16 protein-coding genes are annotated in these 14,376 nt (G+C 44.3%); 6 read left to right on the plus strand and 10 right to left on the minus strand.

The window, feature by feature from the left end; genetic code table 11:
* Positions 1–101 precede the first annotated feature (101 nt).
* The 4 genes from dnaQ to ACO0LB_RS12870 are packed head-to-tail and all read right to left on the minus strand — an operon-like array spanning position 102 to position 3,922.
* Positions 102–833, minus strand: coding sequence for a DNA polymerase III subunit epsilon (gene dnaQ / locus ACO0LB_RS12855; RefSeq protein ID WP_423049607.1), 732 nt, complete (start codon positions 831–833; stop codon positions 102–104).
* Between the two features lie 11 nt (positions 834–844).
* Positions 845–2,263, minus strand: a complete 1,419-nt coding sequence (gene tilS, locus ACO0LB_RS12860; RefSeq protein WP_423049609.1) for a tRNA lysidine(34) synthetase TilS — start codon at positions 2,261–2,263, stop codon at positions 845–847.
* A complete protein-coding gene (locus ACO0LB_RS12865) occupies positions 2,260–3,234 on the minus strand; it encodes an acetyl-CoA carboxylase carboxyltransferase subunit alpha (protein ID WP_423049611.1) in 975 nt (324 codons plus the stop codon). The genes tilS and ACO0LB_RS12865 overlap by 4 nt, the downstream gene beginning before the upstream one ends.
* Before the next feature lie 40 nt (positions 3,235–3,274).
* Positions 3,275–3,922, minus strand: a complete 648-nt coding sequence (locus tag ACO0LB_RS12870; protein WP_423049613.1) for a DNA-3-methyladenine glycosylase family protein — start codon at positions 3,920–3,922, stop codon at positions 3,275–3,277.
* Positions 3,923–4,162: 240 nt separating this feature from the next.
* Here ACO0LB_RS12870 and ACO0LB_RS12875 point away from each other — a divergent pair, with 240 nt between their 5' ends.
* The 5 genes from ACO0LB_RS12875 to ACO0LB_RS12895 are packed head-to-tail and all read left to right on the plus strand — an operon-like array spanning position 4,163 to position 8,470.
* The gene (locus ACO0LB_RS12875) at positions 4,163–5,197 is read left to right on the plus strand and encodes a L,D-transpeptidase Cds6 family protein (protein ID WP_423049615.1); all 1,035 of its coding nucleotides are present in this window, start codon (positions 4,163–4,165) and stop codon (positions 5,195–5,197) included.
* Complete coding sequence (locus ACO0LB_RS12880) at positions 5,197–6,459, plus strand: L,D-transpeptidase family protein (RefSeq protein ID WP_423049617.1); 1,263 nt, start codon at positions 5,197–5,199, stop codon at positions 6,457–6,459. Before ACO0LB_RS12875 ends, ACO0LB_RS12880 begins: the two co-directional genes overlap by 1 nt.
* A 6-nt stretch (positions 6,460–6,465) precedes the next feature.
* On the plus strand, positions 6,466–7,137 hold the full coding sequence (locus tag ACO0LB_RS12885) for a peptidylprolyl isomerase (RefSeq protein ID WP_423049619.1): 672 nt from the start codon (positions 6,466–6,468) through the stop codon (positions 7,135–7,137).
* A gap of 42 nt (positions 7,138–7,179) precedes the next feature.
* Positions 7,180–7,668, plus strand: coding sequence for a peptidylprolyl isomerase (locus ACO0LB_RS12890; protein ID WP_423049621.1), 489 nt, complete (start codon positions 7,180–7,182; stop codon positions 7,666–7,668).
* A gap of 16 nt (positions 7,669–7,684) precedes the next feature.
* Positions 7,685–8,470, plus strand: coding sequence for a UDP-2,3-diacylglucosamine diphosphatase (locus ACO0LB_RS12895; RefSeq protein WP_423049623.1), 786 nt, complete (start codon positions 7,685–7,687; stop codon positions 8,468–8,470).
* Here ACO0LB_RS12895 and ACO0LB_RS12900 read toward each other — a convergent pair.
* Entirely contained in the window at positions 8,467–9,180 is a 714-nt protein-coding gene (locus ACO0LB_RS12900; RefSeq protein WP_423049625.1) for an ABC transporter ATP-binding protein, read from the minus strand. The two genes, ACO0LB_RS12895 and ACO0LB_RS12900, sit on opposite strands and share 4 nt — an antisense overlap.
* Here ACO0LB_RS12900 and ACO0LB_RS12905 point away from each other — a divergent pair.
* Positions 9,179–9,838: an arylesterase gene (locus tag ACO0LB_RS12905; protein ID WP_423049627.1), complete on the plus strand. Its 660-nt coding sequence runs from the start codon at positions 9,179–9,181 to the stop codon at positions 9,836–9,838. The two genes, ACO0LB_RS12900 and ACO0LB_RS12905, sit on opposite strands and share 2 nt — an antisense overlap.
* 39 nt (positions 9,839–9,877) lie before the next feature.
* Here ACO0LB_RS12905 and ccoS read toward each other — a convergent pair whose 3' ends face one another.
* From ccoS to ACO0LB_RS12930, 5 genes are all read right to left on the minus strand, one after another.
* Complete coding sequence (gene ccoS / locus ACO0LB_RS12910; protein WP_423049629.1) at positions 9,878–10,021, minus strand: cbb3-type cytochrome oxidase assembly protein CcoS; 144 nt, start codon at positions 10,019–10,021, stop codon at positions 9,878–9,880.
* Between the two features lie 6 nt (positions 10,022–10,027).
* A complete protein-coding gene (locus ACO0LB_RS12915; protein WP_423049631.1) occupies positions 10,028–12,286 on the minus strand; it encodes a heavy metal translocating P-type ATPase in 2,259 nt (752 codons plus the stop codon).
* A 2-nt stretch (positions 12,287–12,288) separates the two neighbouring features.
* Positions 12,289–12,531 (minus strand): heavy metal translocating P-type ATPase metal-binding domain-containing protein, encoded by a 243-nt coding sequence (locus ACO0LB_RS12920; protein WP_423049633.1) that lies wholly within the window; start codon positions 12,529–12,531, stop codon positions 12,289–12,291.
* Positions 12,532–13,007: 476 nt separating this feature from the next.
* Positions 13,008–13,991 (minus strand): S49 family peptidase, encoded by a 984-nt coding sequence (locus ACO0LB_RS12925; RefSeq protein ID WP_423049635.1) that lies wholly within the window; start codon positions 13,989–13,991, stop codon positions 13,008–13,010.
* Between the two features lie 14 nt (positions 13,992–14,005).
* Positions 14,006–14,371: a Rieske (2Fe-2S) protein gene (locus ACO0LB_RS12930; protein WP_423049637.1), complete on the minus strand. Its 366-nt coding sequence runs from the start codon at positions 14,369–14,371 to the stop codon at positions 14,006–14,008.
* Positions 14,372–14,376: the final 5 nt, after the last annotated feature.

Below are 14,376 nucleotides of genomic sequence, written 5' to 3' on the forward strand. Positions count from 1 at the left end.
TCTGGAACGGCTGCCGCTACAACCGTTTAGTCAAATTAGCCAACTGCTCCCGCATCGCTGGGCCACCGTACAATAATTCTCACCACGATAAAGTCGTTCGGTCAACATGAGTTCGCCGGGCGGTTACCTTGCTGGCGCCAAAGGCAACTCCCCTTCACATCCTTATCCAGCCCAGCCAAAATGGCTTCATGATCAGCAACATCAGCATCAGAAGCAAGAAAAACTGCTACATCGCCCAAAGGCGCATCATCAAAAACAGTTTCGACTACAACCGGCTTTTCCTCTTCCTCAATATCAATCGCGAAGCTATTCTGACCCCGAGACATCGCCAAAAAGACGTCTGCAAGTAATTCAGCATCCAGTAGAGCACCGTGCAATTTGCGATGTGAATTAGAAACTTCATACCTATCACACAATGCATCTAAGGAATTTCTTTTTCCAGGATGCAATTCCTTCGCCTGCACCAGCGTGTCCGTAATATGCGGAACATAATCCGAAAAAGAACCAAGCTCAAGCCGTGCAAACTCTGCATTCAAAAAGCCCACATCAAATGGGGCATTATGAATAATAATTTCTGCACCTTTGATATACGAAAGAAAGTCGTCTTTAATTTCCTCGAACTTCGGCTTGTCGCTCAAAAACTCCGTGGTCAATCCATGAACGTTCAACGCCCCCTCTTCGGAGTCTCTTTCTGGGTTGATATATACATGGAAATTATTCCCCGTCAGTTTGCGATCAACCAGTTCCACGCAACCTATTTCTATGACGCGGTTACCCAGGCGGGGATTCAAGCCGGTAGTTTCCGTATCTAAAACAATTTGTCTTGAGTACATATTTATCTCTTTTAGCGCTCTGGAAGCACATCCTTGTTATCAGAAACCCATCTCAAACGAATCAACGAAGTACCCGGCTCATGGCAAAATTTTGATTGCATCCCAACGCCTGCTGCAAATAAAACCTCATTATTCACAGAAACAAATGGCAACTGCTGACGCAACCAGAATGGGATTTGCAGGGTCTGATAATGACTTTTCATATCTCGCGTTGAACGATTGACGCCCAACTTCAAACGCTCACCACCGCGACGTAAGTGCAGCAATAAAGAAACTTGCTTTAACCAAGTGGCATCAATGCCGGAATCACCTTCATCAAAATACAGGCTTCCATGATATTCACTGAATGCGATGAAAGGCTGCCCCTGCCATTGAAATGAAATAGGATTTTTTTCCTCTTCACGCTCGACATGCGCGTCCGCCACATAAATGCGCTCTTTGTATCTGTGAATCGCCACATGCTCGTGAAACACGGTCACTCTGGCATCCTGCCGGGCCGTAAGCAATTGATGAACGATTTCTTTTAGCCTTGCTGTTGACGGCATTCTGCAACCAGTCTTTTTCAGCAGCAATCGCAATAAATTATTGCGCCGCATTTCGCTCAATTGCTCTACCGCACTCACATTGAGTGCATTTCCCTCGATACACTCAGACCAATCCTGCTCAGACACCTCATTTAACAAATCATTGGCGGACTGAATATGAATCGCCGCCCGCGCAATACGTTCTGCATAACCTGGCGACAATTCGCCGAGTATCGGCATCACTCTTTGGCGCAGAGCATTACGAAAATAGCGGTGATCAGCATTAGATTCGTCTTGTACATAAGAAAGTGCATGTTCGGCAGCAAATAACTCCAACTCCTGTCTGGAGACCGACAACAAGGGTCTTCCCAGCAACAATTTGTCATCACCAAACAACTTCGGCGCATGGTGGCAAGCATTCATACCTGCCAGCCCTGCAACACCGGCCCCCCTGAGCATCTGCAAAAGAATCGTTTCAGCCTGATCATCCTGATGATGAGCGGTTAACAACAACTTGATGTTGTGTTTCTTACTCAACTCACCTAGTGCATGATAACGGCCACTCCTGGCACTCGCCTCTATACCTGCACCATCATCATTGTTAACCAGAATCTCTTTTCCATCAAAGCTCACCCCATATTTCGAGCAAGTATCGCGGCAATGTTGCATCCAGCCTGATGCATTTGGACTCAGACCGTGATGTATGTGAAAGGCAAATAACGGGATATTGTGTTCGAGACAGTAGGACGTTGCCAGCGATAATAAAACTGACGAATCCAGTCCGCCACTGTATGCAATGGCGAACACCTGATCAGACTGGATACTTGAATTCGATTGAACGAATGCGCTTATAGATTGTGAAAAGCGAAGACTAAGTGCGCTACCAATGTTTTTCTTTGCCATCATTCCGGCAACTTGGTTTCCTTAAATTTACCGTAACTCATCAGTTTTTCATGACGAGCTGCCAATAAATCTTTCGTTTTAACACCTTGGAACTGCCTTAACGTATCTGCTAATGCACGCTTCACCAACGCGCACATCTGCTTAGGGTCACGATGAGCACCGCCCAGAGGCTCATTCACGATCTTATCGATTAATCCCATTGCTTTCAGACGATGTGCAGTTAACCCAAGCGCTTCCGCCGCATCTGCCGCACGATCTGACGTTTTCCAAAGTATCGAGGCGCATCCTTCTGGAGATATCACAGAATATGTTGCGTATTGCAACATTAATACAGCGTCACCAACAGCCAATGCCAACGCACCACCAGAGCCGCCTTCGCCGATAATTGTCGTAATCAGTGGCACTTTTAATTCTGCCATCACATACAAATTATGTCCGATTGCTTCAGACTGGCCACGTTCTTCTGCATCAATTCCCGGCCACGCACCGGTTGTATCAACAAATGTGAATACGGGGATATCAAATTTTTCAGCCAGCTTCATTAAACGCATTGCTTTGCGATAACCTTCAGGCTTAGGCATACCAAAATTACGCATTGCGCGCTCTTTCGTATCGCGCCCTTTTTGATGTCCCATCACCATGCAAGCTTGCCCGTTGAAACGAGCTAAGCCACCAACGATGGACTGATCATCCGCGAAACTGCGATCACCATGCAACTCATGGAAATCAGTAAAAATTTGGTTGATGTAGTCTAATGTGTAAGGCCTTTGCGGATGGCGGGATATTTGAGATACCTGCCAAGGAGTCAGCTTGGCATAGATATCCTTGGTCAGCATTTGACTTTTTTTGGATAATCGATCGATTTCTTCTGAAATATCAACAGCAGAATCGTCTTGCACAAAACGTAATTCTTCGATTTTCGTTTCGAGTTCTGCAATAGACTGCTCAAAACTCAAGAATGATGTTTTAGTCATCGTGCCCCCTTAATTCAACACGAGTTAAAAAATAAACCATTTAGCTTACGACGGAATCAAGGCTGCGCCATAGATACCATGTAGCAACCGTGCGCCATGGTTCCCAATTTGCGGCAACTTCCCTCATATCACTTCGAGAAACTGGCTCACCTGAAAAATAATTAATGCTAATACCTTTTAATAATCCTGGATCATCTAATGGCAAAACATTTGGACGGTGCAGATTAAATATCAAAAACATCTCCGCTGTCCAGCGTCCAATGCCTCTGATCTGCATTAATTCTGAAATAACATCTTCATCACTCATGTCCGACCATGTCTGAACATGCAGTTTCTGGTTGTGGAAGTGCGTGGCCAGATCAAGAATATATTCTGATTTACGCTTCGACATTCCGCAAGAAATAAGTACGACCTGCCCAGCGGCAAGTACCTCTGAGGGAGTGCAACCCGGGCAGGCAATACTAAAATTACTCCACACCCGCTCGGCAGCAACAATCGAAATCTGTTGCCCGATGAGCGACCTGCTCAGAGTCACAAACGGATCATCGGTCGCTGCGACTGGAAAGCTATCGCATCCCGGAATCAATTTACGTAAAATTCTGTCGCGTTGCATTAATTCCGACTTCGCTTCCTCCCAATACAATGGCAAGCCATCCGATGAAGAAACACCAACCTTTGCTATCTTCATTAACAACCTACCCCGGGAATTATCACCGACGGATACATCTTTTGTTTCAAGGCACATTCCTCAGAAAATACATAACGTCTTTATTCCTATTCAATTGAACTTCAGCGCGGAGTGGCGTTTAGTAAGTCAATTTCCCATTGAGTCGCACTTATTTGATAAGATGACGCTTTGCTTTACGCTCAGTATAACATTGCCGTCTTACTGTTTCGCCAATCTCATATAAATACACGACCGTACACCATGCGCCACATTTTGAAAAATGTCTTTGCATTATCTAGTTTGTCACTCTCACTCTTGTCTGGCATAGCCTATGCAGATGATGCGGCAGATGCAGGAAAATTAATGCGCTCAGGACAAACTGCAGAAGCATTACAAAAAGTGGATTCAGCCCTACTGCAGCGCCCCAAGGATGCTCAATTGCGTTTCCTTAAAGGCTTGATTCTGACTGAACAAAACAAATCAAGCGAAGCAATTACCATTTTCACAAAATTAACAGACGACTATCCGGAACTGCCAGAGCCATATAATAATTTAGCCGTTCTCTACGCATCTACCGGGCAATATGACAAAGCACGAGCCTCATTAGAAATGGCGATCAGAACCAATCCAACGTATGGCACAGCGCATGAAAATCTCGGTGATGTCTATGCCAAATTAGCAAGTCAAGCATACGATAAAGCATTGCAACTCGACTCAGGTAATGCAACGGCAAAGCTGAAATTAACGCTGGTTAAAAATCTGGTTGGCAATACCACGGGCGGAACAAACCCCAAGATAAACCCGTCTCCCGCTACTGTCGTTGCTACAGCGCCGAGCAAACCAACGCCAGTGACCGCGAGGACAGAGCAAGAACCTCCTAAAGCGGAAGTGAAGTTAAGTAAAGCTGAGGCAAAAGCAGAAGCCAAGGCATCAAAAGCAGCAGCACAAGCGGATCGTGATGAAGATGATGTTTTAAAAGCCGTTGAAACTTGGGCTAAAGCATGGAGTAATAAAGATATTACAATTTACTTATCACACTACGCAAAAGAGTTTCAGACTCCTAAAGGGGAGTCTCGCAAAGCATGGGCCGACGAAAGACGGAACAGAATTGAAGGTAAGGGCCACATTAATGTTAAGGTAGAATCTCCGAAGATTAATGTTGATGGCAATACAGCGACTGTCAAGTTCAAACAGATTTACACTTCAGACCAGCTAACAGCAAATAGCCGGAAAACCTTGCAAATGCTAAAGCAGGATGGCAAATGGTTAATCAAGCAGGAGCATGCGGGTAACTGATGCATTTCTCCGTTTCTTCTTTTTTACCGTCTCGATTAAAAGACTGTAGCTTACTAGTATTTATTTTTTGCTTGAGTTTACTGAGTGCGACTTTTCCTGCAGATGCGACAGGAAAAGTGCGCTCCTACAAAGCTTCAGCAATTGACACCAACCCCAATCTGCCGGATCCAGACAAACTGTTAAACGACGTCTACAAAAGCCTTGCCGCAAATAATTTACAAGCAGCACAAACTAAAGTTGACGCGCTGATTGAGGCTTATCCGCACTTCCAGCTCGCTCATTTAATTCGTGGCGATATCCTGTTGTTACATACACGACCTATCGCAAGTTTTGGTGGCTATTCTCATGCGCAGGCTGACAAACTCAAAGAGTTACGCGAAGAAGCTGCAATCAGAATTAAGTCCTTGCGCGACCGTCCAGATCCTGACCTGATTCCGCGCGCCGTATTACAACTGCGTGAAGATCAAAAACAGGTATTAGTTGTGGATGCAAAAAAATCCCGGATGTATGTCTATGAAAATCACGCAGGTCAATTAAAATTAACCAATGATTATTATGTCAGCCAAGGAAAATTCGGCACGAATAAACTAAAGGAAGGCGATCAGAAAACTCCTTTAGGGGTGTACTACATCACAAGCCGCTTATCTGGGTCAAAGCTTCCGGATTTTTATGGTCCTGGGGCACTTCCGCTCAATTACCCAAATGAATGGGACAAGATTAACGGAAGAAACGGCTCAGGTATCTGGCTGCATGGAATGCCCTCAGAAAGCTTCAGTCGGCCACCTCTCGCATCAGATGGATGTGTGGTGTTGACCAACCCGGATTTTTTGAAAATTGCTTCTGTGATTGATATTGGAAAAACGCCTGTCATCATTAGTGAGCAGGTAGAATTTGTGAATCATACAAAATGGAATGTGGATAAATCTCTCGCCAATAAGCTCATTGATGATTGGCGTTTGGACTTGGAGAGTCAAAATGCGAATCGGGTGCTGACCAATTACTCCAGAAACTTCAGAACCCTGCAGGGAGATAATTTAAATATCTGGTTCAGCAAACAGCTACCGCAGTTGGAAAGTCTGCAAAATCCCAGCATTAAGTTAAAAGACATTACCCAATTCCGTTACCCGGGAAAAGAAGAGCTGATTGTCAGTACTTTTACGCAGGAAACATCAAGTAAAAAAAATAAAACCAGTGTACGTAAAAGACAATATTGGATCAAAGAAGCGGCTAAATGGCGCATTATTTACGAAACAACCGTGTAAGATAAAATGAAATACTTAACAAACTATAAAACCATATTGATCAGCTTCGCCACCTCTGGACTCATGTTATTGGCAAGCTCATCAACTCAAGCACAAGAATTTCCCAAAGTTGCCATTAAAACCAATATGGGAGAGATTTTGGTAGAACTGCATCCCGAAGCGGCACCCAAAACGGTCGATAATTTTCTTAAATATGTTAAAGCAGGACATTACAAAAATACTGTTTTTCACCGGATCATCAATAACTTCATGATTCAAGGTGGTGGTTTTGATAAAAATATGAAAGAAAAACCTACACTGAAGCCAATTCAACTAGAGGCAAAACAAGCGCTGGAAAAAGGCTTGAAGAATGATTTAGGCACCATTGCCATGGCCAGAACTGAAGATCCTGACTCAGCGGCTGCGCAGTTTTATATCAACGTCAAAGACAATGATTTCCTCAATCATCAGGAACTGCCAGAGGGCGACCCGGTTCAATTTAGCTATCAGGGACGCAGTGTCACCGCCCCACGTAGCAGAGCACTCTTGGCGACGGCGGGCTATACTCCCTTTGGAAAGGTAATTAAAGGTATGGATGTTGTCGACAAGATTAAAGCTGTCGCCACCACAGACTCGGGAATGATGCCGAATATACCCGTAAAACCAGTGGTTATCGAAACAATAGTATTAGTTAAGTAATTTATTACCAATCTTCATTTTTTTAATTTCTCAAGGACTATCATGGCTGTTATTCTGACTACCAATCACGGCAACATCACAATTGAACTCGATGATGCCAAAGCGCCAAAAACTGTTGCCAATTTTCTTTCTTACGTCGAATCAGGTCATTACAGCGGCACGATCTTCCATCGCGTGATTGACGGCTTCATGATTCAAGGTGGCGGATTCGAAGCAGGCATGAAACAAAAGCCAACAAATGCTCCAGTTGAAAACGAAGCAAAAAATGGCCTGAAAAACGAACGTTATTCCATCGCAATGGCGCGCACAGGAGACCCACACTCTGCCAGTGCTCAATTTTTCATCAACACAACAAATAACTCATTCCTTGACTATCCTGGACAAGATGGCTGGGGTTACTGCGTTTTCGGTAAAGTAACAGAGGGTCAAGATGTCGTTGATAAAATCAAAGCCGTCAAAACTACTCGCACAGGAATGTTTCAGGACGTTCCTGTCGAAAACGTCGTGATTGAAAAAGCAGAAATCGTTTAATTTTTCAAACACCCAATTGAAACACGATCAATTGAAAACAAAAGCGCAAGATCATCCACTTGCGCTTTTTGTTTCTGACATTCACTTAAGCCCTGACATTCCCAAAACAACCCATTGTTTCCTGGCGTTTTTGGAGAATTATGCCATTCACTCAGAGCGCCTGTATCTGCTCGGTGACTTGTTTGAATACTGGGCGGGGGATGACGCAATTTCTGAGCCATATAATCAGGTGATTGTAAATGCCCTGCGCGATGTCAGTCGGCATGGCACAAACATATACTGGATTGCTGGCAATCGCGACTTTCTGGTCAGTAAAGATTTTTTTGATGCTACTGGAGTAACGCCGCTACATGACGGTGATGTCATTCAGATCAGCGATAAAAGAATTGTGTTAGCACATGGCGATGCACAATGTACGGATGACATCGATTACATTGCATTCAGGAAAGATGTACGTCGACCAGAATGGCAGAAAAATTTTCTAGCTCTACCATTAGCACAAAGGCAATCCATTATCGCTGGCTTACGAAAAAACAGCCAAATGGAGCAAAAAAACAAATCTGCCGAAATTATGGATGTCAACGAAAGTGCCATTGCGGATTTATTTTCAACATCAGCGACAAAATTGATGATCCATGGACACACTCACAGGCCCGCGATGCATCAGGCTGGAGAAACCATACGTTATGTCCTACCAGACTGGGATTGCGAGACAACGAAGTATCGCGGTGGATGGATCAGCATCAGCAAAACAGGCAACATTCTGCGCCACGATATCAATGGTGAAATTCAAAACAACTAGGCTGCGATCAAATCATCGCCTGACAGCAATCGTCCTGCATGAATCGTCAATGTACGCTCACAACGCGCCGCAATCGATAAATCATGCGTAACCAAAATCAATGTTGATCCACGCTCACGGTTTAACGAGAACATTAATTGAATAATCGCCTCACCTGTTGCAGCATCCAGACTCCCGGTTGGCTCGTCGGCGAATAGCAGAGGCGGCTCCATGACAAATGCCCTTGCCAATGCAACGCGCTGTTGCTCACCACCGGATAAAAATTTAGGGTAATGCCGCAGCCTGGATGATAATCCGACGCGCTCTAACATCTCTTGCGCTTTGACTTTTGCTTGCTTATCGCCCCTCAACTCCAGAGGAAGCATGACATTTTCTAATGCGTTTAAATGCATTAATAGTTGAAATGATTGAAAAACAAAACCAACATGTTGCTTTCTAAACTGTGCGCGTCCATCTTCAGTTTGATCAAACAAATCTACGCCATCCAAAATAACTTTCCCACTGCTAGGCACATCAAGGCCAGCAAGAATTCCAAGCAAAGTCGATTTACCTGAACCTGAAGAACCAACGATAGCCAGCGTTTCTCCTGCTCGCACGGTAAAATCTATATCATTAAGAATAGTCAGTTCACCTGCAGCGTCAGCAACACGCTTATATAAATGCTGAACTTCGATTGCGTTATCTTTTGCTTCTAAGGATTTTTTTTCCATGCTGTCTTTTTATCCGGTTCAATGTCAAATCAAAACTCTGTCCAAAACTCTGTTTCTCATTGCCTATTTATTCATTAATTTGCTATTACCGACACAAGCCTATTCTGCATCAAAAACTATCCTTGTGCTTGGCGACAGCTTATCAGCAGAATATGGGTTACCAAGAGGCAAAGGATGGGTCGCATTACTAGAGCAACGAGTAGAACAAAAACATCTGAATGCCACCGTGGTGAACGCCAGCATCAGTGGCGACACAACCAGCGGCGGCGTTGCTCGCCTGCCGCTCTTATTGAGCAAACACAAACCGGATATTGTAATAATAGAACTGGGGGGGAATGATGCCCTGCGAGGGCTCGATCTCAAAGCTTCGGAATTAAACTTCCGCTCCATGATTCAACAATCGAAAGAGAATAAAGCAAAAGTCTTACTTGTCGGCATGCGCATCCCTCCTAACTACGGCAAAGATTATGCTGAGCGTTTTTTTTCTATCTACGCTAAACTTTCCAAAGAACAAAAGATTAGCCTAGTTCCTTTTTTACTCGATGGCGTTGCTGAAAATTCCAGTTTATTTCAGCCAGACCGTATTCATCCCATCGCTGAAGCGCATCCCACGATACTTGAGAACGTCTGGCCTCACCTTATTCCGTTAATGAAATAAAGTACCCATAGAACGAAAACATTTTTAATGATTACGGACTCACGCATCAACATCATCCACAATACGTTGACCTTCGTGATCCAACTCATCGAATTGCTTATGATTAATCGCCCACCAAAAAACACCACCAATAGCGAAAACGACAACCAGACTCAAAGGAACGAGTAAGTACAATATATCCATATGTTTTTATTCTGCCATCAGATGAACAGGAGGAGTAATCAGATAGAGGCGTAAAGCATTGAGCACCACAATCAGAGAACTTAACGACATTCCTAGAGCTGCATGCCAAGGCTCAAGCAGGCCCATCACTGCTGCTGGAATTGCCAGCGCATTATAGAGCACTGCCCACGCCAAATTTTCACGAATCAAGCGAAAAGCCTTGGTAGCAACGGCAAAGCCAAAATTCAGATCGGTCAACCGATTGGACATTAACAGCAAATCACTTCGCGATTGAGAAATAGGTGCACCCTGCCCCATCGCCACAGCCACATCGGCCAGTGACAGCACCGGGCCATCATTCATACCATCGCCAACCATCACGACAGATGCCCCCGTAGACTGCAATTTTTTAACGATCTCAAATTTACCTTGAGGACTTAACTCTCCGATGGCCTGAGTAATATGGCATTCATCGGCAATTTTTTGCACAACTTCCCGACGATCGCCCGAGAGTAACAAAACCTGCTTTCCGTTTGCCATCAGATGTTGAATCGCTTCCTTTGCATCGGCACGCAAAACATCTTCCAGTGCAAACAAGATGAAAATCTGCTCACGATCTCCAATTGCAGACACAGTTTTATTAGCAAAATCAGGTGAAATCATCAATTTTGAAGAGTGATGTTCGCAAACGAAATCAATATTCCCAAGCCGATAGAACTTCCCGTCGTATCTCACCTCAACACCACGTCCCGGCATTTCATTGATCTCTGCAATTTCTTCAGCAATTAAACCAGAATGATTCACCGACAAAGCATCAGCAATCGCTTTTGAGACAGGATGCGATGAGTATGACGCAAGAGTGAACGCGAGATGTTCTGCTACATCATGTGACGCATTCTTCACCACATGCCTCATCTCCACGACGCGCAGCTTACCTACTGTCAGTGTTCCTGTTTTATCAAAAACAAAATGCGTCGCTGATGCCATTGCCTGTATCACTTTGCCATTGGTAATCAGTACCCCATTCTTGGCCAATAAACCTATCGCCGCTGACATCACGCCCGGTGTCGCAAGCGACAAAGCGCATGGACAAGTTACAACAATAATACTAATACCTATCCACAATGCACGTGAAGAATCAATTTGCATCCAGACCACGACCGACATAAAAGCAATCAGTAAAATCAGGACTAAAAAGCGACTCGCGTGTTTATCTGCCAGCAGCACCAATGGTGGCTTTTCTGCTGCGGCGGACTCCATCATGCCAATCAATGCGGATAACTGCGTTTGTCCAGCCACATGCAGTGCGCGCACAACCAATGTTCCGGTAATATTGACAGCACCCGCAATCACTTCACTGCCAACACTTTTTGAAACAGGTAAAGATTCACCTGTCATTAATGACTCGTCACACTCACTAGTGCCCTCAAGAACAATTCCATCTGCAGGAAAACTCTCGCCCGCATTAACAAGCAAAATGTCACCCGGCATCAATACACTGGCATCGACGACTTGCATTTGACGATGATCAGGATATCCGGAAATTTTTTGCGCCATTGCGGGCGTTAGCTGCGTCAATATGCGTAACGCGGCCGTTGTCTTTTTCTGCACCCGGGACTCAATGTATCTGGCACCCAGTAGTAAAAACACAAACATGATGGCAGAGTCAAAATATACGGTGCCGCCATGAAAAGTAGCCCAGACACTAGCAAAAAATGTCAGCAATATCCCGAGAGAAACCGGCACGTCCATGCCAACATGTCGATTACGCACATCGCGCCACGCAGACTTAAAGAATGGCGTGGCTGAGAATCCGATTACGGGGATGGCGATAATCATACTGGCAAGTTTCAACAGCTTATCCAGATCAGGTGTCAGATCACCATCAGGCTGTGGCACTGGCACCAAATATGCAGGAAATGCATACATCATGATTTGCATCATTGCAAAGCCAGCGACAAAAAGCCGCCACAACGCGAGTTTGTTTTCTTTTTTTTCAAACTCATCAGGAGATTGATTCGACGGCAATGCGCCATAACCCAAACTGACAATCGCGTCGAGAATTTTCTTGAGTGATGTTTTATCCGACTGCCAGATCACATCAGCTCTATGACTGGTGACATTAATAGTGAATTTAATCACGCCAGGCAACTGACGAAGTCGGAACTCGATTAACTGAACGCAGGCTGCACAGTGCATGCCCGATAGATATAAACGCTCTTGCTCCTGAGTTGAAGGCTCATTTTGGGCTTGCGTTATACCCGATATCATTTCATTGGAATGCATTACTATGCTTCGGTTTTGGTGTGAGATTTTGCTTGCAAATACTCAGCAATCATTCCATTTTTTTCTATTGTTTTTAGAATTGCGAGACAGCCATGACAGCATACAGGCTGGGTAATGCCATTAAAATTAACAGTCAAGGCTCGATGTTCATGCATTTTCTCGGAACAATGATAGCAATCAATCTTCCCTCCTGTTTTTCGGGGGAAAGAAAAAAAACTATACAGAGAGGAGAGAGCAAATGCCATTGATTCAGATAATGGAAAATCGATGAAGGGACAATGAAGTATAAATTTTATACTACACGCAACGAAATAACATATCTTGATTTGACGCAAGAATAGACTTTAGAACGGCTAGCCGTAAACGCAAAAAACGGTAGCGTTGCACTACCGTTTTCTGTTTGATATGGATGCTACATGCCGAGGCATCTAAGATGCCTCATTTCCGCTTCATCAGCGGCAACAGATACTACTCAAATTGTACAACCATCCACTTCATTAATAACCGGAAAAACAAATACAACCGGAGCTCAGATAATTACTTCCAAAGATACAAAAATTACTTTTTATATCGGCCTCCTTTTTTGAACCAGCTACATGGTCAATATAGGAGATGAATGAAGTACTGAGAAGAAAAATATAACTATGTATTTTCAATTCGAGATTTAAAAAATCAACTAAACAATATTGATTGACCGAGATGAGACTCAATTCTGATTACACTATCGCAAACTAGGTAAATTCGTTTTTGATAATGCCTTGATAGCACCTTGCCCCACGGAAGCACCAAATTTTTTCAATACGCGCTCAGGCAAGCCTTCTTTTTGCGTGTAGTCGACAATATTCTCGGCTTTAATAACATCACGTGCGACTGTATCAATGGTGCCGAAATCATCTGCCAAACCCATTTCAACAGCCTTTGATCCTATCCAGAACAGACCAGAAAACATCTCAGGAGTTTCTTTTAATCTCTTACCACGACCCCGACGAACGGTATCGATGAACTGCTCATGAATATCATTCAGCATCGACTGAGAAAACACCTTCTGTTTTTCCGTTTGTGGAGAAAATGGATCCATGAAACCCTTATTCTCACCTGCCGTCATCAAGCGACGCTCGATCCCAACTTTATCCATCAATGTAGTAAATCCAAAACCATCCATCAAAACACCAATAGATCCAACGACACTGGCCTTATTGACATAGATCTTATCTGCTGCTGCGGCGATGTAATATCCGCCGGAGGCGCAAATCTCATCCACCACTACATACAGTTTCTTCTGAGGATATTCTTTCCTTAGACGGCCGATTTCGTCGTTAATCATGCCCGCCTGTACCGGACTTCCGCCGGGACTATTGATACGCACAACAACACCGACAGATCCAGCATCGGAAAAAGCTCTGTTCAACGCAGGAATAACGCTATTGGCACTACCACTCCCTTCAGACTCAATAGAACCTTCAATTTCTATGAGGGCAGTATGATGGCCAAGATTTTCCATTTCAGCAGTACCGTATTCACTGAAATGATATAAACTCGCCACAACCAATGCCAAAAAGGCAAATTTAAAAAAAATGCCCCAGCGCCTTTTCAAACGCTGCTCTTTTAAGGTTTCCATAGCGAGTTTTTCCAGCAACTCGCGTTCCCATGTGGTTCCAGCCCTGTCCTGCTCTGGTAATTTTGAATTAAGTAAAAGGTCATCCATACTATTTCCTGGCATTATGCAATTACGGGCTGTATATAGTCATCCGGATGCCAAAATACATGGCCATCAGATTCGCTTACTTCAATTTTCCTCAAACGACCACCCCGACAAGGGCCACCACTGCAGTAACCAGACTCTGGTTGATAAATCGCGCCATGGGTCGCACACATAATGTATAAGCCGCTGGACTCGATAAACTCCCCAGGATTCCAATCCAGCTCGACTGGCACATGTGCACACCGATTCAGATATCCGTACACCGTTCCGTTGTAACGAATGACAAAACCAACTGCATCATCACTACCGGCAGTGACAGAAAAACGGACACCTTTCCCTGCATCCAACAGATCGGAGGAGAAACATACTTCAATTGCAGTCATTGATC

It is taken from the genome of Undibacterium sp. SXout7W, from assembly GCF_049339385.1.
Taxonomy (GTDB): Bacteria; Pseudomonadota; Gammaproteobacteria; order Burkholderiales; family Burkholderiaceae_D; genus Undibacterium.